This is a genomic window from Streptomyces sp. M92 (assembly GCF_028473745.1).
Lineage (GTDB): Bacteria > Actinomycetota > Actinomycetes > Streptomycetales > Streptomycetaceae > Streptomyces.
This window is the reverse complement of record NZ_CP101137.1, coordinates 1,499,877-1,526,024: the sequence shown is the minus strand read 5'-3', so window position 1 is coordinate 1,526,024 and position 26,148 is coordinate 1,499,877. Positions and strand designations below refer to the sequence as shown.

Genomic DNA, 26,148 nt, shown 5'->3' with positions numbered 1-26,148 from the left:
CTGTGAGCTGCTTCGGCTCGTGCGTCCCCGGCCGGAGGCCCCCTCAGGGGTGCCTGGTCGTGCCGGGCCCCGCGTGCCGTCCCCGGCAGGCCTGGCGCCCCGCCGTCAGGCGGCCCCCAGCATGGCCAGGGCCCGTCGGCCCACCTCGCGGCCGATCGGGAGGGAGGCCGTCGCCGCGGGGGACGGGGCGTTGAGGACGTGCACGGCGTGGGCGCCCTCTTGGATCAGGAAGTCGTCCACCAGCGTCCCGTCCGCCAGCACCGCCTGTGCCCGCACTCCCGCGGGCGCCGCCACCAGGTCGTCCTCCGTCACCGCGGGCAGCAGCCTGCGCACGGCCGTGGTGAACGCCGCCTTGGACAGCGACCGCCGCAGCTCGCCCGCCCCGTACCTCCAGTGCCGCCGGGCTATCCGCCACGAGCCCGGCCAGGCCAGCGTCCCGCCCAGCTCGCGGGGCCGCACCACGCCCCAGCCGTACCCCTCCCGGGCGAGGGCCGGCACCGCGTTGGGCCCGACGTGCACACCGCCGTCGATGCCCCGGGTCAGATGCACCCCGAGGAACGGGAACGCCGGGTCCGGCACCGGATACACCAGGCCCCGCACCAGCTCGGGTCGCGCCAGTTCGTAGTACTCGCCCCGGAACGGCACGATCCGCATACCGGGGTCGTCGCCCGTCAGGCGGGCGACCTCGTCGCAGTGCAGTCCCGCGCAGTTGACCATGATCCGGGCGCGCAGCACGTCCCCCGAGCGGGTGCGGACGGCGACCCCGCGGCCGGGGCGGCGGTCGACGCGCTGGACCTGGGCTCCGTAGCGGATCTCCGCGCCGGAGGCGTGCGCCAGCTGCCGGGCCACGGCCACGTAGTCGCAGACGCCGGTGGTGCCGACGTGTATGGCGGCCAGGCCGGTGACCTCCGGCTCGTACTCCGGGATCTGGGCGGCGCCCAGCTCGCGCACCGGTATGCCGTTCTCCCGGGCACGCTGCACCAGGGCGTGCAGGCGGGGCAGCTCGGTGCGGTCGGTGGCGACGATCAGCTTGCCGGTGACGGCGTGCGGGATGCCGTACTCCGCGCAGAACTTCACCATCTCCGCCGCGCCCCGCACCGCGAAGCGCGCCTTCAGCGAGCCCGGGCGGTAGTAGACGCCGCTGTGGATGACGCCGCTGTTGCGGCCCGTCTGGTGCCGGGCCGGTCCCGGCTCCTTCTCCAGCACCGTCACCCGCGTGCCCGGCGCCGCGCGCGTGATCGCGTACGCCGTCGACAGGCCGACGATCCCGCCGCCGATCACCAGCACGTCGCAGTCGTGTCCGGTCACGGTCCGTACTTGTGCCATCTCCCGGCCCACCTCCCGGTTCCGATAGTGCACTGCGCCACTGACAATGCCTTCAAACCCGGGCCCGGCGTGATGTCGGTCAGGCAGCGCTCGTCAGGCCGCCGCCGTCAGGCCGTGGTCATCAGCAGCGGGCGGGCGCGCTCGCGCAGCTCGACCACGCGCGGCTCGTCGCCGTACGGCTCCAGGCGGTGCAGGAGGTCCTTCACGTACTCGGTGGTGCGGGCCGAGGAGATGCGGCCGGCCACCTCGACCGCCCGCACGCCCTGCTCGCAGGCCGCGTCCAGGTTGCCGGACTCCAGCTCGGCCACCGCCGAGACGACGAGCCTGAGCCCGTGCGACCGTACGAACTCCTCCGTCGGCTTCGACAGTGCCTGCTCGGTGAAGCGGCGGACCTGGCGTGGTGCCTTCAGGTCGCGGTAGCACTCGGCCGCGTCGGCGGCGAACCGGTCGTAGGAGTAGAAACCCAGCCACGTCGGGTCGCTGTCGCCCGGCCGGGAGCGCTCCAGCCAGCTCTCCGCGGCCTTCAGGGCGGCGCCGGCCGCCGGGGCGTCGCCCGCGCGCGCGTGGGCGCGGGCCTCGACCAGCCGGAAGAAGCTCATGGTGCGCGCCGTGGCCAGGCCCCGGTTGCGTTCGAGCGCGGCCTGGGCGAGGTCCACGCCCTCGTCGCCGAAGCCGCGGTAGGTCGCCTGGAGGGACATCGAGGCGAGCACGTAGCCGCCCAGGGGGACGTCGGCCGCCGCGCGGGCCAGGCGCAGCGCCTGGATGTAGTACCGCTGGGCCGCCTCCTGCTGCCCGGTGTCGAAGGCCATCCAGCCCGCCAGGCGGGTCAGTTCGGCCGAGGCGCCGAACAGGGCGCGGCCGACCTCGTCGGAGTAGGAGCCGAGGAGCAGCGGCGCCGCCTCGACGCGTAAACACTCGGGGACCATCGACGAACGCCAGTCGCCGCCGCCGTACTTGGAGTCCCAGCGCCGCGCGTCCTCGGCGGCCTCCCGCAGCTTCTGCACATCGCTGTGGCCGACTTTGAGCGGTGCGCCGGAGCCCTCGGCCGGGCCCGCCTCGCGCGCCACCGAGCTGTCGGCCGGGGTTATCAGCCACCGTGAGGCGGGCGTCGCGTACGCGCTCACCGCGAACGACCCGGCCAGGGACTGCCAGATGCCGCCGGCGCCGGAGCGCCGGCCTGCGAGGTCGAGACGGTACAGCTCGGTGGCCGACCTGACCGCCTGGCCGACGTCCCGGGGGAAGGCGAGGCCCACTTCGGGGGCCGGGTCCGCGTCCGCCAGGCCGATCTCGTGCAGCGGCACCGGGCGGCCGAGCTTCTGGCCGATGGCGGCGGCGATGAGGTGCGGCGCCGCACCCTGCGGCACCATGCCCTTCGACACCCACCGCGCCACCGACGTCTTGTCGTAGCGCAGCGTCAACCCGCGCTGGGCGCCGAGGTCGTTGACGCGCCGGGCGAGACCTGCGTTGCTGATTCCCGCGAGGGCGAGAACGGCGCCGAGCTTTTCGTTCGGCCCGCGTTGCTCCCTGGACATGCGCCACCCCTCGACACAGACGGCTGCCGCGCTGGCATAACCACGCGGCATTCGTAAACCCAGCGTAGTTCGCCGGATCCCATGCGTTAAGAGGCATTGTTCCGGATGGCGGGATTGTGGTCCGTACTCAAGTGCGGCCCCAGCACGGTCTGTTGCCGCGTGCTCCCGCTGTGTGGCCGTGCGCCCGGCCGTGCGCTCTTCTCCGGCCACACGGGGAGCGGTTCCATGGGCGGTGCGTGGGTCGGCCCGCTGTACTGGATCCAGTGGGCTGGGGGATACCGCCGCCTACATCCCCGCGGGCGGTGGACCGGTCCGGGGGGTGTGCCTCGCCTCCCGGACTGCGCACCGTCGGACGGTGCGCAAAGCCTGTACGGAGCGTGTCCGAGCGTGCTTTCGTAACGTCGAATTGGCTGAAAATCGACCCCGGCTTTCCGGGGTGTCACCGCCCTCACCATGGAGATTGAGGGCGCGTTGGGTAGCCAAGGGGCGCGTTGCGGGGGCGCATTCGCGTCGTCTTCACGCCCTCCGGCCAGGCCGTCGGCCTTCGCGGGTGAACACCCGCGGGGGCGCATTCATGGGAGCACATGCGGCTCCGTCGCTGCTCTGCGGCGCGCCCTTCATGGCAGCATGGGACCAGTTCGTACGGTGCACTGGTTGTCCCCAGCCTGTGGAGGCGTCGATGCGGTGGTTGGTGGGGTGGAGCAGCGCCGCCGTGGGGGCCGGTGGAATCGCCGGTGCGGCCGGCTCGGCGGGTGCCACCGGGTACGACGGTGAGACCGTGCAGCCCGTCGGTTCGCAGCTGTTGTGGGGCGACCCCGATCCCCTGTGGGCGGTCGGCGACTGGCGCCCCGACGAGGTCCGCGTCGTCTCCGCCGACCCCCAGACCCGGATCGCCGTACTCGGCATCTGCGGGGCGAGCGACGAGCAGCTGCGGGTCGGCCTGTTCGCCGCGCGGGGCGGGGCCCTGCGGCACCTGACCGCGTGGCCGGGGAGCTACACGGCCGTGGTCCAGGTCGGGCGGCGGATCACCGTCTGCGGCGATCTCGCGGGCGTGCGACCGGTGTTCCACACCCCCTGGGCGGGCGGCACCGCCTACGCCACCGCCGCGCTGCCCCTGGCCGACCTCGTCGAGGCCAACCTCGACTTCGGACACCTCGCCGCGCTGCTCGCCGCCCCCGACGTGCCGGCCGCGCTGGACGACTCCACCCCGTACGACGGCGTGAAGCGCATTCCGCCGGGGCATGCGCTGATCCTGCGCGCCGGGGCGCGCGAGGTCGCCGGGTACGAACCGGTGGCCTCCCTCGCCGTCGCGGCGCCCGCCGCCGACCCCGACCGCGCGGTGGACGGCGTACGGGACGCCCTGGTGGAGGCCGTGCGCACGCGTCTCGCCGCGCCCCGGCATGTCCCCGGGGACGGCATCGACCCCGGGCCGGTCCCCGGCATGGGCCCGGCCGAACGGCGTGCCGCGCGCGGGATGCCGGTGCCGGGGATCGGCGCCGACCTGTCCGGCGGACCGGCCTCGGGGACGCTGGCGCTCCTGGCCGCCGGGCTGCCGGGCATGCCGGGGACCGTGCTCGGGCACGGCACGGGGGCGGGGGAGCGGCTGCTGGCCGTCACCTTCAACGACCTCGCCGTCGGCGGGCAGGAGGCCGAGCTGGCGCGGGCGGGAGCGCTGGCGGCCAACCCGCGGCTGCACCACGTCGTCGTCCCCGGCGGCGAGGACATGCTGCCGTACGGCGTCCTGGACGGGCCGCTGACCGACGAACCGGGCTCCTCCCTGATCGCGGCGGCACGGCACCGGGCGCGGCTCGCGGCGGGCAGCGCCGACCACTTCGCGGGGTACGGGGCGCGGCAGGTCCTGGACGCGCACCCGGCGCGCCTCGCCGACCTGCTGATGGACCGCAAACGGCGCCACCTCGTGCGTCCGGTCGCCGCGATGGCCAAGGCGGACGGCTCGGTACTGGTGCCCGCGCGGGTGTACGCCGCGGCACGGCGGCTGGCGCGGACCCCGTACCGGTCCGGCCTGGAGGTGCTCTCCGAGCGGCTGCTGCGGCGCCGCTTCGACGCGCCCGGCGACGGGGCGACGGACGCGTCGCTGGCCGTGCTGACCTGGGCGGGGCCGGGGCCGGCGGCGCGGTGGCTGACCGGGGAGGCGTTGGCTGAAGTATCGGTTCGCTTGCAGACGTCGTCGCAGCGGTCCGGCGTGGGGCCGGGGCAGCGGCCCGGTGACTTCCGGGCGCGGGCGGCGCTGGCGCGGCAGGCGGCGGACGTGCGGGTGCTGGAGCAGGCCGCCGAGATCCGCTTCCAGCGGCTGCACACGCCGTTCCTCGACAACCAGGTCGTCCGCGCGTGCCGGGCCCTGCCGGAGGCGCTGCGGGTGCAGCCGGGGGCGCGGGCGTCGATCCTGCGGACGGTGCTGGAAGGGGCGGGAGTGAGCGAGCTGCCGAGCGGATGGGGGGCGCCGACGCAGGCGGTGGCCGCCTCGGCCGCGCGGACCGGGCTGCGGCTCGCGGCGGACTCCTTGATGGGGCTGTTCGACACGCCGCTGCTCGCGGAGGCGGGGCTGGTGGAGGCGCGGGTCGTGCGCAAGGCGGTGCGGGCCGCCGCGGCGGGTGAGGCACTGCCGCTGGACGGGCTGGCCGACCTGGTCTCCCTGGAGCTGTGGCTCGGCCGCCTGCTCGCCCGGCGCGGCACGTGCTGGACGGGCACGCCCGCCCGGCAGCGAGCGGTGCCCGCGGGGATCGCGCCGCAGCGGGGGGCGCTGGGCGGGGCGGGGGCGGTTGTGCGGCGGGGGTGACCCGGGGGCCTCGCGGGAGGCTTCGCCGGGGCGTCGGGCGTCGGGCGTCGGGCGTCGGGCGTCGGGCGTTGGGCATGGGGCGCGGGGCGCCATTCGACCGGACCGCGGGTGGTCCCGGACGACCTCGTCGCCCTGTTCGTTGGTCCCTACGCACACGTGAACCGGGACTGCGCCCAGTCGGCCAGTGCCACGCGGTCGAGGTGGTTGTGGGGCTCCACGGCCAGCGTCACGCTCTCGCGTCCCGTGAGGTCCACGTGGACGGGCACGGCCGAGTCACCGCCCTTGACCATCCCCGACCTCCACAGCCGGACGCCGTCGGCGTACACCGCGAAGTAGACCTTGCCCAGCTTCAGCGTCAGGTCGTCCACGCCGACCACGGCGTCGTAGGACGAGCAGGAGCGGTTGAGATCGATGACGGTGCTGGAGCGCCCGTGCACCGTGACGCCGTGCGCGTACCGCTCGCCGCCGATCGAGAGCGCCGAGCGCTGCCACACCCAGCCGCTCTCGCCCAGCCGCATCTCCGGGCCGCTGCCGTCGCCGGTGACGTCGTACGCCAGCTCGCTCCACCGGTAGACGGCCGGTGCGGGCGGCGGGGTCGGTGCGGGCGTCGGGGTCGGTGTCGGTTCCGGAGTGGGCGTCGGCGTGGGGGAAGGGGGCGGTGACGGCTCGGGCGTCGGGCTGGGGGTGGGTGTCGGGGTCGGCTCGGGGGCGGCCACCGGTGGGCGTGGGCGCGGTGGCTGGGGCGAGGGCGTGGGCGTGGGCGTGGGCGTGTCCGGGGCGGGCTGGGCAACCGGCGAGGAGGCGGGCGGGCCCGCCTTCGGCGGCTGCTTCGCCGGCGTGTCGTCGCCGATCAGGGCGAAGACCAGCGCCGCCGCGGCGGCCACCGCCACCACTCCGGCCGCGATGCCGGCCTTCACCGGGGCGCCCAGCCCTTCGGAGGCGACCGCGCCACCCCCGGCCCCCGCCCCACCGGACGCACCTCCGCCCGCGGCGGCCGCCGCGCCCGCGGCACCCGTCGCACCGGCGCCCGCGCCGCCGACGATGAGCCCCGCCGCCTTGGCATACCCGGCGGCACCGAACCAGCCGATGACCGCGACCGGCACCACGGCGGGGATGCCGCTCGCGACCTCCGCGATCTGACCGGCCGCCAGCCGGCACCGGGCGCACTCCTCCAAATGCTTGCGCAACCCTCGTTCGGCCCGGATGCGCAGCCTGCCGCGCGCGTAGGTGCCGAGCTGGTCGGCGTAGCGGGCGCACTCCTTGTCGGCGGCGAGGGTTTCGCTGACGTGGGCCTGGAGGTAGGCCTGCTTCAGGCCCTCCCGGGCGCGGCTGGCGAGCACCCGGGTGCCGTTGGCGTCGAGCCCGAAGAGCACGGCCACCTCGCTCGGCGACTCGTCCTCGACCTCGGTGTGCCACAGCACGGCCTGCCACCGCTCGGGCAGCGACCGGAAGGCCCGCATGGCCATGGACTGCTCGGCCTCGTGCATGGCCCGGACGTCGGCGCCCAGCTCCAGGGTGTCGTCGTCCGGCACCTTGGCGGAGTGCGCGGCCTGCGCGGCGAACACCGCGAAGTCGTCCACCAGCTGTTCCCGCCCGGCCGACCGCGTCCAGCCGGCGGCGACCCGGCGGACGGCGGTGAGCAGGTAGGCGCGTACGGCGTGTTCGGGGCCCGAGCCGCCGCGCACCGCCTGGAGCATGCGGGCGAAGACCTCGGCCGTGAGGTCGTCCGCGGTGTGGGCGTCGCGGCAGCAGGTGCGCGCGTACCGGCGCACCGCGTCCGCGTGGCGCCGGTACAGCTCCTCGTAGGCGGTGTCGTCGCCCGAGCGCATCCGCCCGATCAGCTCGGCGTCGGATTCCGGCACCTCGCGCGGCGGCGGCAGGACGCCTTCGTCGTACACCTCCCGCGGTGGCGGAAGGATTCCTCCGTCACGCACCTCGCGCGACGCCGGGAGAACGGTGTCCTCGTGCAGCTCCCGTTGAGCGGGGACGGCCGCTTCAGCCGCTCCGGTCCCCTCGGCCGGTCCGGCGCCCTCAGCGGGCCCCACCACGTCGGCCGATCCGGACTCCTCGGGAGCGCCCCCCTTTGAGGACTCCGTCCCCTCAGCTGTGCCGGCACCCTCACCCGACTCGTCCGGGATCCGGGACGGCCCGCCCTGGCTCGGCACAGGCGGCGGCCCGCCGGGTCCGGTGCCGTCCTCGCCGAGTGATCCGTCCCGCCCGTCAACGCTCATCCCGGATAGCCCCCGCCACCTGCCCGCCCAGTCCCGAACACCGCGTCAGCGTGCCATATTGGCCATTGGTCAGGACACCGCAGCGCACGCCATCACTCGTCTGTGGGGACTTCCCGAAACCCGGTAATGACGATCAACTGTTCGAGCAGGGAGGGAGGTGGGACACACGGAACCGACCGCCCCGCCCCGCCCCGCCCCGCCCCGCCCGGGCCTGGCACCCGGGCCGGCCGCACTGCCGCGTCACGACGAGGGACGCGACCGCAGACCCTCCAGCAGGATGTCCAGCAGCCGGGCCGAGGCGGCCGCCTGGTGTGCGGCGTCCGGCAGCGAGGGCGCCGCCGTGGCGATCACCAGCAGTACGTCCGACACCGAAACGTCCGGCCGCAACTCGCCCGCCGCTCGCGCCCGCTCGACGAGCCGCCCCACCACCTCGAGCAGCGCCGCCGCCCCGTCGTCGTCCACCACGGAAACCGACGCACCGGCCGACGCACCGGCCGACGCGTCGACGGCCCCGCCGGCCGAGGACCCCGCGGACACCGAGCCCTCGGGCACCAGCCGCAGCTCACCGGAGCCCGGCTGTATCCGCTGCTGCGGCACCCGCGGCTCGCCGCTCACGGCATCGCCGTCACCGCCGTCACCCTCGTCGGACACCCCGACCCGCAGCACCTGCGGGGGCAGCAGCCGGCCCGCACCCGAGGCCACCGAAGTGCGCAGGAAGCGCGAGAGAGCCGACCACGGCTCGTCCTCCTGCCCGAGCGCCGCCCGGGCCTGATCGGTCAGCCGGGCCGTCTCCTCCTCGGCTATTCGCCGCACCAGGACGTCCTTGCTGGGAAAGCGCCGGTACACCGTGCCGACACCGACCCGCGCGCGCCGCGCCACGTCCTCCATCGGCGCGCCGTACCCCAGCTCGCCGAACACCTCACGCGCCGCGCGCAGCACGTGCTCCAGATTGCGCTGGGCGTCCACGCGCAACGGCGCGGTCCGCGCTCCGTCCCCACGTCCGCCGCCCGGTGCCGCGTTCATCGCGCCACCGGGCGCGACAGTGGACGTGGACGACCAATGAGAGCCCTGAACATGCATAGCCAATCCCCCGGTAATGACGTCTCCCCCCGGAGACTCTCCCCGCCATCGAAAGCCGGATTGCGGCGGAACAGGCTCGGTTCCCGGCCCGCCCGTCGCGGACCCGATGAGCACATCCCCCTACGCTCCGTGGGAAAGAACATAGTTGAGCGGGGGTCAATTCAGAAGGGGCAGGTTCCGCACGGTGCGTCCCCCGACCGGAGCACGGATCGTATACGTCCGGAACACTCGGCCCTCCCGCCCCGCTCCCGCCCCCACTGACCTGCGCTTCCTCTCCACAGCGAAGCCATTGCGCCGAACACCCGCCGCCACCGTCTCCGGTCACACAAATCGACGAGCCTGTGGACAAACGCAAGCGCCGGGTGCGTCATGGGATGGTGAAGGAACGTGCGCGCATTCTCGTTGTCGGCGGCGGCTACGTCGGGATGTACACGGCCCTGCGCCTCCAGCGGAACCTGCGAGGCGAACTGCGGCGCGGCGAAGCCGAGATCACGGTCGTCACACCCGACCCCTACATGACGTACCAGCCGTTCCTCCCCGAGGCGGCGGCCGGCTCCATCTCCCCCCGGCACGTCGTCGTGCCGCTGCGCCGCGTCCTCGACCAGTGCGGCGTCGTCATCGGCGAGGCCCGCTCCGTCGACCACACCACCCGCACCGCCACCGTCTCCACCCTCGCCACCGAGGAGGGCGCCGGCGTCCGCAGACTGACGTACGACGAACTCGTCCTCGCGCCCGGCTCGGTCTCGCGCACCCTGCCCGTCCCCGGCCTCGCCGACCACGGCGTCGGTTTCAAGACCGTCGAGGAGGCCATCGGCCTGCGCAACCACGTCCTCGAACAGATGGACATCGCCTCCTCCACCCGCGACCCCGCCCTGCGCGACGCCGCCCTCACCTTCGTCTTCGTCGGCGGCGGCTACGCGGGCGTCGAGGCGCTCGGCGAGCTGGAGGACATGGCCCGCTACGCCGCGCGGTACTACCACAACGTCACGCCCGACGACATGAAGTGGATCCTCGTCGAGGCCTCCGGCCGGGTCCTGCCCGAGGTCGGGGAGGAGCTCGGCCGCTACACGGTCACCGAACTGCGCCGCCGCAACATCGACGTACGCCTCCAGACCCGCCTGGAGTCCTGCGCCGACCGCGTCGCCGTCCTCAGCGACGGCTCCCGGTTCCCGACCCGCACGGTCGTGTGGACGGCCGGCGTCAAACCCCACCCGGTCCTCGCCGCCACCGACCTCCCCCTGAACGAACGCGGCCGGCTCAGGTGCACCCCCCACCTCTCCGTGGACGGCGCCCCGCACGCGTGGGCCGCGGGAGACGCCGCCGCCGTACCCGACGTCACCGCCGCCGCGCCCGGTGCGGAATGCGCCCCCAACGCCCAGCACGCCGTCCGTCAGGCCAAGGTCCTCGGCGACAACATCACGCACACCCTGCGCGGCGAACCCCTGGAGACGTACGAGCACACATACGCGGGCTCCGTCGCCTCCCTCGGCTTCCACAAGGGAGTCGCCCACGTCTACGGGCGCCGGCTGAAGGGCTACCCCGCGTGGTTCATGCACCGCGCCTACCACCTCAGCCGCGTCCCCACCGTCAACCGCAAGGCGCGCGTGCTGGCCGAATGGGCCCTCGCCGGGCTCTTCAAACGGGAGATCGTCTCCCTGGGGTCACTCGAACATCCGCGAGCCGAGTTCGAACTCGCGGCCGGTGGAAAGCCTTCTCAGGAGCCCCCGGACAACCCGAAGGGGTCGTCTCGACCGGACTGAGGAACTCCCCCGGCAAGTCCGGCGTCTGACGGATGTCGGCCCGGCCCGCACCCTGCCAGACTGCGGCCGACAACTACACGAGGCAAGGACACGAGGCAAGGATTCGTGAACTTCACGCGCTGGAGCGCCCGGCTCCCCGGAACGCAGCGCCGCGCCGCAGCGCGGACCGATCCGCCGCTCACCCCGGACCGCCGGCCGGACGGCTCCGTACCCGCCGCCCGCGCCGAACAGCTGACCGACGAGCCCCCGCCCGTACCCGCCGTCGACGAACTGCCCGTGCGCGACGTCCTCGACCGTGTCCCGGCCCTCGTCGCCCTCGTACACGGCCCCGACCACCGCCTCGCCTACGTCAACGACGCCTACGTCGGCGCCTTCGGCACCCGCGCCCTGGGCGAACGCGCCCGCGACGCCCTCCCCGAACTCTTTGAACTGGGCCTCTTCCCCCTCCTCGACCAGGTCCAGCGCAGCGGCAGACCCCGCACCCTCAAGTCCCGCAAGGCCCCCGACGGCCGCTCCTACACCTTCACCTGCACCCCGGTCACCGAGCCCCACGCCGACGACGGCGACCGCGGTGTCCTCGTCTTCGCCACCGACGTCACCGACCACGCCGAGGCCGCCGCCCGCCTCCGCGCGAGCGAAGGCCGCCAGCGCGAGACCGCCGTCACCCTCCAGCGCTCCCTGCTCCCGCAGGAACTGGAGGAACCCGACGACCTGCGCGTCGCCGCCACCTACCACCCCGGCGGCACCGAGGCCGCCGTCGGCGGCGACTGGTACGACGTGATCACCCTCGGCGGTGGCCGCAGCGCCCTCGTCATCGGCGACGTCATGGGACGCGGCGTCCGCGCGGCGGCCGTCATGGGCCAGCTCCGTACGGCGGTCAGGGCCTACGCCCGCCTCGACCTGCCCCCGCACGAGGTCCTCCAGCTCCTCGACGGCCTCGCCACCGAGATCGACGCCAACCAGATCGCCACCTGCGTCTACGCCATCCACGACCCGAACGAGGGCAGGCTCGTCTACGCGTCCGCCGGCCACCTGCCCATCCTGGTCCGCGACCACAACGGCACCGTCCAGCGCGCCGACGAACCCACCGGCCCCCCGCTCGGCACCGGCGGCTGGATGCACACGTCCGGCTCGATCGCCCTCACCCCCGGCTCCACCGCCGTCCTCTACACCGACGGCCTCGTGGAACGCCGCGACGAGGACCTGGACGAGGGCATCGCCGCCCTGGAACGCGCCCTGTCCGGCGCCACCGGCAGCCCCCAGGTCGTCTGCGACCGCCTGGTCCGCTCGGCCGGCGTCACCCCGGACCACGACGACGACGTCGCCGTCCTCGTCCTCCAGCACCCCGCCCGCAAGGGCGCCGAGGCAGAACGCTTCCGCAACGCCGCCCTGGAACTGCTCGGCGGCGTCGAAGCGGCCCCACGCGCGCGTGCCTTCGCCTCCGGCGTCCTCACCAGCTGGCGCTTCCCCACCGACCTGCACGACCTGGGGGTCTTGGCCACCAGCGAACTGGTCGCCAACTCCCTCCAGCACGGCACGCCCCCCATGCGGTTGCGCCTGCGCCGTACCGACCGCCGCCTGATCATCGAGGTCACCGACGGCGACGACCACCTGCCCAGACGCCGCCGCGCGGAACCCGGCGACGAGTCCGGCCGGGGCATCGCCATCGTCGCGACGATCGCCTCCAACTGGGGCTCCCGGCGCACACCCGGCGGCGGCAAGGCGGTCTGGTGCGAGTTCCTCCTGCCGAAGCCGACAGAAGAGAGAAAGGCGGTGAGGCCCTGACGGGCACCCGCCCGGCACGGCCTCACCGCCTCGACCCGACTGCTCGGGTCACGCCTCCGCGGCCGCCACCGCGTCGGCCGGCGCCCCGCCCTGCGTGACCACCCGGCTCCGCCCGAGCGACGGCTGGTTCTGTACGTCCGTGAGCTGCCGCCCCAGCCGCACCGCCAGCACCGTGATGCCCAGCGAGATCAGCGTGAAGGCCACGATGTACGGCGCGTGCAGCGAGGCCCCGAGCGGCCCGCCCACCGCCGGCCCGATCGCCAGCGCGAGCTGCTTCACCAGGGCGAAGGCGGAGTTGTACTGCCCGGCGAGACCGGTCGGCGCCAGGTCCGCCACCAGCGGCGCCAGCGTCGGCGAAAGCAGTGCCTCACCCAGCCCGAAGAGCGCGTACGTCGAGATGAAGGCGGCCGTCGCCATCGCCTGGCTGCCGTGCCCGAGCCCGGCGTACCCGGCCACGGCCCACGCCACGGCCCAGATCAGCCCCACCGAGGCGATCACTCGCGACCGTTTCCGGCGCTCCACGAACTTCAGCACCGCGAACTGCGCGACCACGATCATCAGCGTGTTGGCCGCCAGCGCGGTCCCCAGCGCGGACGTGGAGATCCCGGCCGCCTCGACGCCGTACGCGCTCAGCCCCGACTCGAACTGCCCGTAGCAGGCGAAGAACAGTACGAAGCCCAGCACGCACAGCTGCACCATGGCCCGGTTGCCGAGCAGCTCCTTCCAGCTGCCACCGGCGGACTGTCCCGGCGCCTCCTCGATACGCGGCGCCCGCGGCGCGCGCACCGTCGCCATCACCGCGACCAGCACCAGGAACATCGCCGCCTCGATGGCGAAGAGCAGCGTGAACGACGACGCTTTCGAGGTGTCGACCAGATGCCCACCGATGAGCCCCCCGACGCCGAGACCCAGGTTCTGGAGGAAGAACTGCATCGCGAACGCCCGCGACCGCGTCTCGGTCGTCGAGCAGTCCACGATCATCGTCGCGAGCGCCGGCTGCATCACGGCCTGCCCCGCCCCCAGCGCGGCGGCGGACAGCAGCACGGTGGTGGCCGAGGCCGAGAGCCCGAGGCTCAGCGCGCCGAGCGCGGCGGTGACCAGGGCGACCAGCAGTACCGGCAGCGGGCCCCGCCGGACGATGGCCCGCCCGGCGAACGGCAGCACTATCAGCGCGGCCACGGCGAAGACGGCGAGTACGAGACCCGCCGTGACAGAACCGAGTCCCCGTACCTGCGCCACATAGACGTACAGGTAGGGGACGGTGAAGCCGAGCCCGAACGCGCTGAGTGCGTTGCCCACGTGGATCCGGCGCATCGCTGCGCCCATTGCCCTGGTCACGTTCACCCTCTCTGGGTCGCTGCTCCAGCCGTTAAAGCTGAAGACTTAGAAGCTAAAGTTCGAAGGTAAAGAGTACACAGCGAAGGACTTCGAGGCAAAGGAGTCCCGTGCCATACTGCGGGCCATGGGCGACACCTCCGGCGCCGGCGAGCCGACACTCGAAGAACAGATCGCCGCCTACCAGCGCGAGTTCCAGGACCTCGACCCCCAGGTCGAGAAGATCGTCTCGGCACTCTCCCGCCTGAACCGCCGTATGAACGTGGCGTACGGCCGGCAGACCGCCGACCTGGGCATCAGCAACACCGACTGGGAGGTGCTGAAGGCGCTCGTCCTCTCCGGCGCCCCCTACCGCCTGGGCCCCGGCGACCTCGCCAAGCGCCTCGGCCTCACCCCGGCCGCCATGACCCACCGCATCGACCGCATGGTGGGGGAGGGGCTCGTCACCCGGGACCGGGACGAGTCCAACCGGGTCCGCGTCATCGTCGAGCTGACGGCGGAGGGGCGGGAGAAGTGGCTGGAGGCCATGCGCCTCGCCACGGTCTTCGAGGAGGACCTGCTCCAGGACCTCTCGGCGGACGAGCGGTCGGCCCTCGGCGAGGTGCTGACCCGCCTGCTCCGCAGGGTCGAGCATGCCCAGCCCGACGCCGGTGGCCGACTCAGCGACCTCGATTAAAAGATCTTGACAGAGACGCTTGACAGCCCCTTGGGCGATCCGTAAGGTTCTTCGGGTTGCCACCGGGCCGTAACGGTTCTGCGGCAACACCTTCCGCCGCGTCAGCGGCACCCAACCACCAGCACGACCTCCTTCCGGGAACTGTTTCGGCATGTCCGAATTCAATTCCGAAGGGACTCGGCGACCCGCTCGACACCGATTGGGAAACGCCGGGAAAGTCCGCTAAGGTTTGGGACGTCGGAACGGCCCAACAGCCGCGAAGACAACCCCCTCTGACGCGGGACGGCGAGCGGACCGGCAGGCAGCGCCCCGGTGCCGGGCGCCACGTCCCGGCCCGGTTCCGGCCCGGGACTCCACTCGGGGTCCGGCTCGGGGTCCGGCTCGGGGTCCGGCTCGGGGTCCGGCTCGGACGCCGGCTCCCGCTCCGATTCCGGCACCGGGCCGGACGGCCGTCACGGCGCCCCGGCATCCGGGACGCCGGTCCAGCGTGCTGTGCGCCGACGGGAGATGACGCCCGGCTCCAGCGGTACCGCGGCCTCGCGCACCAACGCGCCCGGCGACCGGGCGGGGAGCACGCCCGTCGCCGGTACGCCGGTACAGCGAGCGACGCCCGACTCGGGCCCGGGTGCGTCCGACGCCCGCAGCACGACATCTCCAGCCACCGGTACGCCGACAGGGCCCGCGCCCGCCGGTTCCCGCACGAACGCGGCCGGTGACCGCCACCCGACGGCGCCGAGCGCGAGTACGCCGGTCCAGCGAGCGACACCCGGCCCCAGCATCGCTGCACCCACACAACCCTCGGCCCACAACTCCCGCACCAACGCACCCGACGACCACAACCTCATCACGCCGAGCACCGGCACGCCGGTACGCCGAACTGCGCCCGGTCCCCGCACGAGCACCACGGGCGACCGCAACGCGATCGCACCAGGCGCCGGTACGCCGACACCCGGCGCCCCGGCGCGGCCGACCGCACTCGGTCACGGCACCGCACCGGTCGGCCCGGAGGGCACCACGACCGGCCTCCCCGTCCAGCGGTCCACGCCCGCCACCCCCGCGCCGACGACGGTCACCGCCCGACGCACGCCTCCAGGGACAAACCCCCCAGGCGACCGGTCCACGTCCGCCCCCGGCGGCACGTCACCCACCACGCCGGCCCAACGCCCCGAACCTCCGCAGGACCCCACACCGACGATCACCACCCGCACCGCCCGGGCCACCCCCGACGCCCCGTCACCCACCACGCCGGCCCAGCGCCCCGAACCTCCGCAGGACCCCACACCGACGATCACCACCCGCGCGGCGCAGGCCACCCCCGCCACGCCGGTCCAGCGGGCCACGCCCGCCGCCGCCCCCGGTGCGAGTACGACCACCGGCAGCCCGGCCGCACGAGAAGCACACCCGCGCACCCGCCCCTCCGGCACCACTGGCACCACCGACACCACCGACACCACCGACACCACCGACACCACCGACACCAAGGGCACCACAGGCACCCCCGGCACCCCCGGCCAGGCAGCGACCGCCCCGGCGACGAGCACCCCGGTACAGCGGTCCGCACCCCGCACCGGCCGCCCGACTCCGGCACCCGGCCCGCGCGACAGCCACCCCCCTCACGAGACCGGCAACACCACGACGACCGGCGCCGCACCCGGCACCCTCCTCCCCCCGGTCCAGCGAGCCGTGTCCCACGACATCCCGGCACCGGGCCCGACCCTGCCCACCGGCAAGGGACAGCGCCCCGCCCCCACCACGCCCACCCCACCGCGCACCGTCCCCGGCACAACCGGGCCGCAGCCGCCCTCGGCCCCTTCCCCGACGGACCGTCCCCTCGACGCGCCCGGCACCACTCCCGCCGTCCAGCGGCGCACGTCGGCACCCGGCCGCCCGGACACATCGCGCCCCTCGGCTCCCGAACAGGACCCCGGCACCGGGCACACAGCGACACCCCGCGCCACGGCACCGCGCCCGCTCACCGGCCCGTCCGCCGCACCCGCGGTGCAGCGCTCCACGGACCACGCCCCCGCCCCCGGCGCCACGCCGGCTTCCGTTCAGCCGTCGCCCCCGGGAGCCGCCGCAGGGACGTCCCGTCCGATGACCGGACCGGCCGCCACCGGACACTCCGCCGAGGCCGGCGCCGACGCGATAAACCCCGCCCGGTCCGGCGCCACGCCGCCCCGCGCGGGCCTCGGCGCCCCCCGCGCCGTCCCCCCGGTCCAGCGCAGTACCGCGGCACCACGCACGGGCCTCGGCGCCCCCACCTCCAGGCCCGTCGGCATACGCCCGGCCCCGGCCCCGAGCCCCGAGCCCGGCGCGCCCGCGCGTCCGGCCGTCGCCCCGACCCCACAGCCCGCCGAACCACTGTCCGCCGTCCCACAGCGCGCCGAACCGCTGTCCGCCGCCCCACAGTCCGCCGAACCACTGCCCGTCACCCCACCACCCGCCGAACCACTGCCCGCAGCCCGCCGCCGCTCCCCCCTCGGCGCTCCCCTCTCCACCGCACCGGCCGACAGCAGACCACTCGCCACCCCCGCCCGACCCACCGCGACGCCGGTTCAGCGAGCCACCACCACCGCCGCCGCCCCCACGCCCACACCCCCGGCACCGATCCCCCACACACCCGGCACCCCCGCACACCCCCCGGTCCAGCGGACCACCCCACCCACTCTGGCCACCCCACCCACTCCGACCATCCCACCCGCTCCACCCGCTCCCCCCACGCCATCCACCACCTCTGGCGCCCCCACTCCCCCCGTCCAGCGCCAGCGCACCCCCGCCAAGCCCGCCCCCCTGCGCCGCCCCACCCCACCCGGCGCCACCGCCGCCCGTACCGCGCTGCCCGTCGCGTCCCTCACCCCACCCCGACCGGCACCGCACCCCACACTCCAACCCACCCCAACACCCCCAGCCCCCGCGACCCCGGCCGCGGCCACCGCCCCCGCGCTCCCGGTCCAGCGCGCCCCCGGCCGCACCATCGGCGCCCTCGCCGCCGCCGCGTCGGCAACCGTCGCCGACACCCTGGGACGTTTCCGGTCGTCCTCGTCCCAGCCGGCCCCGCACTCACCGCCGAGCGCCCCGGCCTCACCCCCGCCCCCGCCCCCGCCCTACGAGCCGCCCCCCTCGTACAGCGCGGCAACGGCCCCGCCCGGTGGTCACCCGTCCCACGCGCCCGGCCCGGAGGCGGGCCCGCCGCCCGCGTACACGGCCGTACCCGCGGGCGGGTTCGACCCGCGCGAGCTGACCGACTTCCAGCTCGACGAGCTGGTGCACCGGATCATCGGCCGCGTCACCCGCCTGGTCCGCACCGAACTGCGCATGGACCGCGAACGCGTCGGCAGACTCCGCGACCCCCGCGCCTGACCGGCGGCCCCCTCGCGACCGACGTACCACCCGACAGAAAGGCCACCCCCGATGCCCCGCCAGGACCCGGGCTCCACGATCTGGTTCACCCTCACCATCGACGGCGAGAGCCTCGGTTACTTCAACGGGTGCGAAGGGCTGTCGTCCCACGTGGAGATCGAGCAGCGCCAGGAGGGCGGCAACAACGGGTTCGTGTGGCAACTGCCCACCCGCGTCTCCTACTCCAACATCCGGCTGACCCGCCCCCTCACCCCGGACACGGCCAAGGTCGCCAAGTGGATCTCCTCCGTGCAGACCGGCATCAAGCGGCCCACCGCGCAGATCTCGGCGCTGCGCGCGGACGGCTCGCTGGTCGCCCGCTGGGGGCTGATCGAGGTGCTGCCCGTCAGCTGGCAGGGCCCCAGCCTCGACCCGGCCAGCCCGGCGGTGGCCACGGAGGTCCTGGAGATCGCCCACCACGGGTTCACGGACTGACGGCGCCCCGCAGCAGAGGGACAGAAGAGGCAGAAGGAAAGAGACCATGGCAAAGAGCGGCAAGGGCGCCGGCAAGAGCCTCGTACGCGCCAACCTCGCCATCCACGAACCGCCCACCGGCACGACCACCACGCCCGGCGCGCTGATGCGGAGGTTCGCCTTCGAGTTCAACCCGGCGCAGCTGTCCCTCACCCAGCGCGCCCAGTGGAAGGCGACGCCGACGATGGCCGTGCGGGACGGTTCGAAACCGGAGTTCATGGGTGCCGACCCGCGGGAGATGACGCTGGAGATCTTCCTGGACTCCTCCATGAAGCCGGGCGGCAACACCGTGATGAAGAAGGTCGAGTCGCTGCTGCTGTGCTGCGAGGTGACCGCCAAGAGCATCGCCGCCAAGCAGCCCTCGCCGCCCTGGGTGGTCTTCGAGTGGGGCTCCTTCTCCACGGCCCGGTTCACGGCGTACGTCTCGTCGATCGAGGCGCAGTACACCCTCTTCGGCACCACCGGCGTTCCCATCCGCGCCACCTGCCAGGTGTCCCTCGTGGAGATCCCCGGCCCGACCCAGGGCCAGAACCCGACCTCCGGCGCGCTCACCGCCCAGCGCGTGCACCGCGTCGTCGCCGGGGACTCGCTTCAGTCGCTGGCGTGGAGCGAGTACGGCAGTGCGGGCGCGTGGCGGGCGATCGCCGAGGCCAACGGCATCGACGACCCGTCCCACCTGCCGGCCGGCACCGAACTGATGCTGCCCGCCACCGAGGAGGTGCCGCACTGATGGTGCGTCCCGCGTTCTCCAGCATCGTCGAGGTCAAGGTCGGCGGCGCGAAACTGCCCTCCGACATCGCGCCCCTGCTCGTGGAGGGCTGGGTCGACCAGGGCGTCGGCGTGCCCGCGGCCTTCCGCCTCACCTTCCGCGACCCCTACCGCCTGGTCCTCGGCAAGCTGAACGTGCAGTTCGGCACCAGGATCGTCATCACGCCGATCGCCGACGGACAGGGCATCGGCAACCCGCTGCTGACCGGCGAGGTGACCGGTCTGGAGGCCGACTACGACGGCACCGGCAGTTTCACCGTCATCCGCGGCTACGACTACGGGCACCGCATGATGCGCCAGCGCCGGGTGGCCGCGTACCGCAACCAGAAGGCGTCCGACATCGCCCGCAAGCTCGCCGCGATGGACGGCGTGTCCATCGGCCGCATCCAGCCGACGAAGGGCATGTACGGGTTCATCAGCCAGTCCAACGTGACCGACTGGGACTTCCTGTCCCGGCTCGCCGACGAGAACAACATGGTCATGTCCCTGGACGCCAAGGGGAAGTTCCGCTTCGTGACGCCGAAGCCGTCGGCGGGGGCGCCCTCGCCGAATACGGACGGCGACAAGAGCACCTTCGTCCTCCAGGCCGGCCACGACATCCTGCGGCTGCGGGCCGCCGTCACCGCCGCCGACCAGGTGGGGAAGGTCGAGTCGCGCGGCTGGAACGTCACGACGAAGAAAAAGATAACCGAGGTCGCGCCCGCCACCACCGACCCCGGCTTCAGCATCGGCACGACGCCCGGCCAGGCGGCGGGCAAGTTCAAGCCCGCCAAGCTCGTCGAGACCGCCAGCCCCTACGACAAGCAGGACGAGGTCCGGCACGCCGCGAAGGCCCTCGCCGCCGACGTCACCTCCTCCTTCGCCGAGCTGGAGGTCGCCGTCTACGGCAACCCCGACCTCAGGCCCGGCGTCCCCGTGGCACTCTCGGACGTCGGCAGACCCTTCGAGGGCAAGTACACGGTCACCTCCGTGCGGCACGTGTTCGGCGACGGCAAGCACTACGAGTCCTGGATCACCGTCAGCGGACGCCAGTGGCGTTCCCTGTACGGGCTGGCCTCGGGCGGCGGGGGCGGGGGCGTGGACGCCGCGAGCGCGGCGCGGCTGCCCAGCGTCGCCAACGCCATCGTCACCGACGTACAGGACCCGCTGAAGCAGGGCAGGGTCAAGCTCCAGTTCCCGTGGCTGGACGACACCTACGTCAGCGACTGGGCGCGCAGTGTGCAGCTGGGCGGCAAGGGCGGCGGCGGGGTCTTCCCGATGGACGTCGGCGACGAGGTGCTGGTGGGCTTCGACCGGGGGGCGCTGGACCACCCGTTCGTGATCGGCGGGCTCTACAACGGGCGGGACCTGCCGACCAAGGTTGCGGACGTGCCGTTGCACGACGGCCTGAAGAAGCAGGCCGCCCGGCACACCCTGTCCGACCGCCAGGGCAACCGCGTCGACCTGCTCAGCCAACGCACCGGCGGGCGCAAGCAGGGCGTGCGGATCGCCAGCGGCAACGACAAGCTGATCATCAACCTCGACCGCACCCAGACCGAGATCACCGTCGACAGCAAGGGCTCGGTCAGCATCACCGGCAGCCGCTCGGTGTCGGTGGAGGCGGGCACCAGCCTCACCCTGCGCGGGCGCCGCTCGGTGATGATCGACAGCGGCGGCCCGCTCACCCTCAAGGGCAAGGCCCTGGTCAGCCTCACCTCGCTGGGCGGCGCGGTCAACGTCAACGCGATGGGCGGCGCCATGAACCTCTCGTCGAGCGGCATGACGTCGATCAACGCCACCGGGATGGTCTCGGTCAACGCCGTGGCCAACGTCAACATCAAGGGCATCAAGGTCGACCTGTTCGGCGCCGTGTTCGTCAACACCGTGAAGTACCCGCTCCCCGCATGACAGGCACCCGAGCAGGCACAGGACCAGGCACAGGACCAGGTACCGGAAGCAGAAGGCAGGTGGCCCCCTGATGGCCGAACAATTCGTCGGCTCCGGCTGGGCGTTCCCCATGCGCATCGGACCCACCGGCGGCATCGCCCTGGTCAGCGGCGAGCGCGAGGTCGAGGAGGCCATCCGGCTGGTCCTCGCCACCGCGCCCGGCGAGCGGCCGATGCGCCCCGAGTTCGGCTGCGCCATCCACGACCTGGTCTTCGCCCCGGTCAACGAGCAGACCGCGGGCCGCATCCAGCACGAGGTGTACGTCAGCCTGGACCGCTGGGAGCCGCGCATCGAGGTCCACGAGGTCGACGTCAGCACGGGCACCGACCAGAGCGTCCTCTACATCGACGTCCGCTACTCGATCCGCGGCACCAACAACCCGCGCAGCCTCGTCTTCCCGTTCTACGTCATCCCCTCCCACGACGAGCCGGACCTCCCCGGCGGCTCCGCCGGACCGGGCGGTACCGCCGGTCCCGGTGGTCCCGCCGGCCTCCCCGGCTCTCCCGAAAGCGACCGCTGATGTCCCTGCCCTCCCCCAACCTCGACGACCGCCGCTTCCAGCAGTTCGTCGACGACGCCAAGCGCTACATCCAGCAGCGCGCCCCGGAGTGGACCGACCACAACGTCTCCGACCCCGGCGTCACCCTCGTCGAGACGGTCGCGCACATGGCCGACCAGATCGTCTACCGCCTCAACCGGGTCCCCGAGAAGAACCACCTGGCCTTCCTCGACCTGGTCGGCATCACCCTCTTCCCGCCTTCCGCGGCCCGTACGGACGTCACCTTCTGGCTGTCCGCGCCGCAGGAGGACGCGGTCCTGGTCCCGTCCGGCGCCGAGGTCGCCACCCTGCGCACCGAACGCGACGACGCCGTCGTCTTCGCCACCGAACGCGACCTGGTCGTCGTACCGTGCTCGCTCGGCCGGCTCGTGGTGCAGCACCGCGGCGAGCCCGTCACCGACCGCACCACGGACCTCGCCGAGGGCAAGGACCTCATGTGCTTCGCCGAGGCCCCGCAGCCCGGCGACTGCATGCTCATCGGCCTGACCGCCGCCACCCCCGACTGCGCCCTCGCCCTCGAACTCGACAGCCGCGTCGACGGCGTCGGCGTCGACCCCCGCCAGCCGCCGCTGGTCTGGGAGGCGTGGACGGAGGACGGCTGGCAGTCCTGCGAGGTCGACCAGGACGGCACCGGCGGCCTCAACCGCCCCGGCGACATCGTGCTCCACATACCCGGCGGGCACGTCCTGTCCCGCAACGGCGGCCACGAGGCGGGCTGGATACGCTGCCGGGTCACCGACCCGCTGCCCGGCCAGCCGTTCTACACCACGTCCCCCACCATCCGTTCCGCCGAGGCCTACACCATCGGCGGCACCACCCGGGCCGTGCACGCCGAGACCGTCCACGACGAGGCGCTCGGCGAGTCCACCGGCCTGCCCGGCCAGCGGCTGCGGCTCGCCCACGCCCCCGTCGTCGCCGACGACCCGCCCGTCCTCCTCCAGACCGCCGCCGACGACGGCTGGCAGGACTGGCGGGTCGTCCCGCACTTCGCGGCCTCCCGCCCCGACGACCACCACATCACCCTCGACGCCGCCACCGGCGAGATCGCCTTCGGCCCCGCCGTACGCGAACCCGACGGCACCCTGCGCCAGTACGGCACCGTCGCCCCCAAGGGCGCCGTCATCCGCGCCCGCCGCTACCGCACCGGCGGAGGACGGGCCGGCAACGTGGCGCGCGGCGCCGTACAGGTGCTGCGCACCTCCATCCCGTACGTCTCCGAGGTCGTCAACCGCGAGGCCGCGCGCGGCGGGGTGGACGGCGAGACGGTGGAGGAGGCGAAGCTGAGGGCGCCGATCACCCTCCGCGCCCAGGAACGCGCCGTCACCCTGCGGGACTACGAGGAACTGGCCCGCCGTGCCGCCCCCGAGACCGCCCGCATCACCTGCCTGGAGGGCGAGGAGGGCGAGCACGGCGCCTACGCGGTCCGCGTCCTGGTCGTCCCCCAGGCCGTGCCCGACCCGGGCGGACGGCTCCGCTTCGAGCAACTCGTCCCCGGCGACGCGCTGCTGGCCCGCATCACCCGCCACCTCGACGAGCGCCGCCTCATCGGCACCCGCCTCGCCGTCGGCCCGCCCTACTACCAGGGCGTCACCGTCGTCGCCACCGTCCACGCCTTCCGCGGCACCGACACCGACCGCGTACGCCGCCAGGCCCACGACGCGCTCTACCACCACCTCGACCCGCTCACCGGCGGCGCCGACGGCAAGGGCTGGCCCTTCGGCCGCCCCGTGCAGACCGGCGAGGTCTTCGCGGTCCTGCAACGCGTCCCCGGCGTGGAACTCGTCGACGAGGTCGTCCTGCACCCCGCCGACCCCCTCACCGGCAAGCGCGGCGACCCCACCGACCGCATCGACCTCCAACCGCCCTCGCTGGTCTTCTCCTTCGACCACCGGGTCCGTGTGATCGGGGACGGCGCGTGACGACGACGCCCTACCGGGGCTCGGTCGACGGCCTCGGCTCCTCCCTGCCGCTGGGCACGATGCTGCCCGCCGTCTTCGCCGACGACGACCTCGCCCAGCGGTTCGTCGGCGGCCTCGACGACGTCCTCGCGCCCATCCTCAACGTCCTCGACTGCCTCGACACCTACTTCGACCCCGCCCTCACGCCGGTCGACTTCGCCCAGTGGCTCGGCACCTGGGTCGGCGCCGAGACCGACGGCACCGAACACGAGCCCCGGCTGCGCGCCGCCGTCGCCGCCGCCGCCCGCCTGCACCGCGTACGCGGCACCAGGCAGGGGCTCGCGGAGGCCGTACGGCTCGCGTTCGGCGCCGAGCCGGAGATCAGCGAGAGCGGCGGCGCCGAGTGGAACGCCCGCCCCCTGGGCCCGTTCCCCGGCACCCCCCGCCCGCACCTGCACGTTGCTCTGCGGCTGCCCGACCCGACCCCGGCCGACCGGCACCGCCTGGACACCCTCGTCGCCGCGGCCCGTCCCGCCCACATGCCCTACACCGTCGAAGTGACCGCCTCCGAAAGGACCCCGGAGAGATGACCACGCAGAACTGCGCCGAGTGCGGAACGCGCGCGGAACCGGGCCAGTCCTTCTGCGACGCGTGCGGCGCCGTACTCCGCTGGGAACAGGCCGGTCCCGCCCGCGCCGGCCGGCCCGCCTCGGCACCGTCCGACCAGAACCCCGGCTGGGACGCCTTCGACCGCCCCGGCCCCGGCGGCACGGGGGTGGCCCCGGCCCGCTCCGGCCTCGTGGACCGGCCGGCCGCCGGCGCCGGACCGGACACCGGTGCCGCTCCCGGACAGCCGCACACCGACGGCCCGGCACCGTCCCCGGAGCCGCACACGGTTCCGGGCGCGGGTTCGGGTGCGGGGTCAGGTTCGGGTGCGGGGACAACTCCGAGCTCGGGACCGGGCACGGGAAGCGGGACAGGCCCCGCAGCGGGCGCGGGATCGGAGACGGCCTCGGGCACGGGGGCGGCCCCCGGCACAGGGACAGGGACGAGGGCGCCCCGGGAAACGACCCCGGCACCGGGCACGGGCGCCGCCGACCCCACGGAGCCCCACCGCCCCGTGGACACCCGCCCCGACGCGGAGGCTCCCGTCACCGGCGCGGCCACGAGCACCGCGTCACCGGCCGGCACCACGGGACCGGCGGCGAGCGCCTCGGCACCCACCGGCACCGCCGACACCATGAGCGCCGCACGCGCGGCGAGGGCGGCGCGGGCCGCCAGGACCGCGAGGATGGCGGCAGGAGCCGCGGGAACGGCGGGAACGGCCACCGCCGCCTCGGCGCCCACCGGCACCACCGGCACCCCGGAAACCGCCTGGCCGACCGCGGCAGCCGGCACCACCCGCTCGGCCGGAGCAGTCGCTTCCGCCGAGAACACCCGGCCCAGCCCCGCCCCCACCTGGTCGACCGGCGCCACCACGTCCCCCACGACCTCCGAACCCCCCGCAACCACGCCCCCGTCCGCCACCGCCGACACCCACCCGTCCGCCACCGCCGACACCCACCCGACCGGCCCGGCGCGCCCCACCACCCCCGCGCCCTCCGATCCGGCCCCCGACACGGAGGACACCGCCCCCACCACCCCGATAGCACCCGAGCCCGGCGCCGCGCCGAACGCCCTCAGCGACACCATGAACCACCGCGCCCGCTCCCTCCTCGTCCCCGTCGCCGACCCGGAGACGCCCGCCGCCACCCCGCCCCCCGCGGTCGCCCCGGTGCTGCCCGGCCGTCCCGACGCCGACCGGCCCCAGGTGCGCGCCCCCGGCCACCAGCCGGACATCGCCAACGGCCCGCCCTGCCCCTGGTGTTCGACCCCCAACCGGCCCGACCGCCACTACTGCGCACGCTGCGCGATGCCGTTGGACCGTACCGGCGAAGGCGAACCGCGCCCCGCCCCGTGGTGGCGCCGGCTCTTCGGCGGGCGGCGCAACGAGACGCCCTGGGCGGGGGACCGGCCGCGCCTGCGCCGCGTGTTCGACCGCATCGGCACCTGGATCACCCTGGCCGTCGTGATCACCCTGGTGGTCCTCGGCTTCGTCTACGTCCCCGACGGCGTCCAGGCCACCCGCGACCACTTCGCCAAGCGGGCCCCGGTCTCCCCGGACCGGATCACGGCCTCCCGCTCCTTCCCCGGCCACAAGCCGGAGCTCCTCATCGACAAGCGCAGCAACACGTGGTGGGGCCCGGGCGTCGTGCAGTCCGGCCAGGGTCAGTGGGTCGAGGTCAGCTTCACCCAGCCGACCAGGCTGCTGGACCTGATCATCACCCCGGGTACCTCCACCAAGCCCGACCAGCTCAACAAGTCGGCGCTGCCGCACCGCGTCAAGGCGACCATCACCGGCAAGGACGGCAGCACCACGACCCGCGACCTCACCCTGGACCAGGGCGCGGGCGGCCAGCGCCGTCCCTTCCGCGTCGGTGAGGTCACCAAGGTCCGCTTCACCATCGAGTCGGCCCACGCGGCCTCCGCCGACAAGCAGGTCGCCATCGCGGAGATCGAGTTCTTCGGCCCCTCCAGCGCGAACCGCACCTGACCCGCCCCG

General features: G+C 74.2%; 18 protein-coding genes. 12 read left to right on the top strand and 6 right to left on the bottom strand.

Annotated elements, in window-relative coordinates; all coding sequences use genetic code 11:
• Positions 1 to 105: 105 nt before the first annotated feature.
• Positions 106 to 1,326: an L-2-hydroxyglutarate dehydrogenase gene (gene lhgD, locus M6G08_RS06825; protein ID WP_272586290.1), complete on the bottom strand. Its 1,221-nt coding sequence runs from the start codon at positions 1,324 to 1,326 to the stop codon at positions 106 to 108.
• Between the two features lie 107 nt (positions 1,327 to 1,433).
• Complete coding sequence (locus M6G08_RS06820; RefSeq protein WP_272586289.1) at positions 1,434 to 2,858, bottom strand: NsdA family TPR-like regulatory protein; 1,425 nt, start codon at positions 2,856 to 2,858, stop codon at positions 1,434 to 1,436.
• Positions 2,859 to 3,537: 679 nt separating this feature from the next.
• Between M6G08_RS06820 and M6G08_RS06815 the strand changes: the two genes are divergently transcribed.
• On the top strand, positions 3,538 to 5,655 hold the full coding sequence (locus M6G08_RS06815; protein WP_272586288.1) for an asparagine synthase-related protein: 2,118 nt from the start codon (positions 3,538 to 3,540) through the stop codon (positions 5,653 to 5,655).
• A gap of 146 nt (positions 5,656 to 5,801) precedes the next feature.
• On the opposite strand, the gene M6G08_RS06810 is transcribed toward M6G08_RS06815, so the two are convergent.
• Both M6G08_RS06810 and M6G08_RS06805 read right to left on the bottom strand, forming a co-directional pair.
• Positions 5,802 to 7,886 carry a sigma-70 family RNA polymerase sigma factor gene (locus M6G08_RS06810; RefSeq protein ID WP_272586287.1) on the bottom strand — a complete coding sequence of 695 codons (2,085 nt, stop codon included), beginning with the start codon at positions 7,884 to 7,886 and terminating at the stop codon, positions 5,802 to 5,804.
• 240 nt (positions 7,887 to 8,126) lie between these two features.
• Entirely contained in the window at positions 8,127 to 8,966 is an 840-nt protein-coding gene (locus M6G08_RS06805) for a TetR/AcrR family transcriptional regulator (protein ID WP_272586286.1), read from the bottom strand.
• 374 nt (positions 8,967 to 9,340) lie between these two features.
• Here M6G08_RS06805 and M6G08_RS06800 point away from each other — a divergent pair, with 374 nt between their 5' ends.
• Positions 9,341 to 10,726, top strand: a complete 1,386-nt coding sequence (locus M6G08_RS06800) for an NAD(P)/FAD-dependent oxidoreductase (protein ID WP_272586285.1) — start codon at positions 9,341 to 9,343, stop codon at positions 10,724 to 10,726.
• A 105-nt stretch (positions 10,727 to 10,831) separates the two neighbouring features.
• A complete protein-coding gene (locus tag M6G08_RS06795; RefSeq protein WP_272586284.1) occupies positions 10,832 to 12,511 on the top strand; it encodes an ATP-binding SpoIIE family protein phosphatase in 1,680 nt (559 codons plus the stop codon).
• Between the two features lie 48 nt (positions 12,512 to 12,559).
• Here the strand turns inward: M6G08_RS06795 and M6G08_RS06790 are convergent, their stop codons facing one another.
• Complete coding sequence (locus M6G08_RS06790) at positions 12,560 to 13,837, bottom strand: MDR family MFS transporter (protein WP_272591273.1); 1,278 nt, start codon at positions 13,835 to 13,837, stop codon at positions 12,560 to 12,562.
• Positions 13,838 to 13,973: 136 nt separating this feature from the next.
• Between M6G08_RS06790 and M6G08_RS06785 the strand changes: the two genes are divergently transcribed.
• Positions 13,974 to 14,522 (top strand): MarR family winged helix-turn-helix transcriptional regulator, encoded by a 549-nt coding sequence (locus M6G08_RS06785; RefSeq protein WP_272586283.1) that lies wholly within the window; start codon positions 13,974 to 13,976, stop codon positions 14,520 to 14,522.
• 980 nt (positions 14,523 to 15,502) lie between these two features.
• On the opposite strand, the gene M6G08_RS06780 is transcribed toward M6G08_RS06785, so the two are convergent.
• On the bottom strand, positions 15,503 to 16,018 hold the full coding sequence (locus tag M6G08_RS06780; protein ID WP_272586282.1) for a hypothetical protein: 516 nt from the start codon (positions 16,016 to 16,018) through the stop codon (positions 15,503 to 15,505).
• Positions 16,019 to 16,616: 598 nt separating this feature from the next.
• Between M6G08_RS06780 and M6G08_RS06775 the strand changes: the two genes are divergently transcribed.
• The 8 genes from M6G08_RS06775 (at position 16,617) to M6G08_RS06740 (ending at position 26,139) form a co-directional block, all read left to right on the top strand.
• Positions 16,617 to 17,882, top strand: a complete 1,266-nt coding sequence (locus M6G08_RS06775) for a hypothetical protein (protein ID WP_272586281.1) — start codon at positions 16,617 to 16,619, stop codon at positions 17,880 to 17,882.
• A gap of 51 nt (positions 17,883 to 17,933) precedes the next feature.
• A complete protein-coding gene (locus M6G08_RS06770) occupies positions 17,934 to 18,356 on the top strand; it encodes a phage tail protein (protein WP_073729682.1) in 423 nt (140 codons plus the stop codon).
• Positions 18,357 to 18,402: 46 nt separating this feature from the next.
• Positions 18,403 to 19,125, top strand: a complete 723-nt coding sequence (locus M6G08_RS06765; protein WP_272586280.1) for a CIS tube protein — start codon at positions 18,403 to 18,405, stop codon at positions 19,123 to 19,125.
• A complete protein-coding gene (locus M6G08_RS06760; protein WP_272586279.1) occupies positions 19,125 to 21,050 on the top strand; it encodes a VgrG-related protein in 1,926 nt (641 codons plus the stop codon). The genes M6G08_RS06765 and M6G08_RS06760 overlap by 1 nt, the downstream gene beginning before the upstream one ends.
• A gap of 70 nt (positions 21,051 to 21,120) precedes the next feature.
• Positions 21,121 to 21,609 (top strand): gp25 family contractile injection system sheath assembly initiator, encoded by a 489-nt coding sequence (locus M6G08_RS06755; protein ID WP_272586278.1) that lies wholly within the window; start codon positions 21,121 to 21,123, stop codon positions 21,607 to 21,609.
• Positions 21,609 to 23,567, top strand: a complete 1,959-nt coding sequence (locus tag M6G08_RS06750) for a putative baseplate assembly protein (RefSeq protein WP_272586277.1) — start codon at positions 21,609 to 21,611, stop codon at positions 23,565 to 23,567. The genes M6G08_RS06755 and M6G08_RS06750 overlap by 1 nt, the downstream gene beginning before the upstream one ends.
• A 59-nt stretch (positions 23,568 to 23,626) precedes the next feature.
• Positions 23,627 to 24,136 carry a phage tail protein gene (locus M6G08_RS06745; protein WP_272591272.1) on the top strand — a complete coding sequence of 170 codons (510 nt, stop codon included), beginning with the start codon at positions 23,627 to 23,629 and terminating at the stop codon, positions 24,134 to 24,136.
• A 530-nt stretch (positions 24,137 to 24,666) separates the two neighbouring features.
• A complete protein-coding gene (locus M6G08_RS06740; protein WP_336298983.1) occupies positions 24,667 to 26,139 on the top strand; it encodes an NADase-type glycan-binding domain-containing protein in 1,473 nt (490 codons plus the stop codon).
• The last annotated feature ends 9 nt before the right edge of the window (positions 26,140 to 26,148 follow it).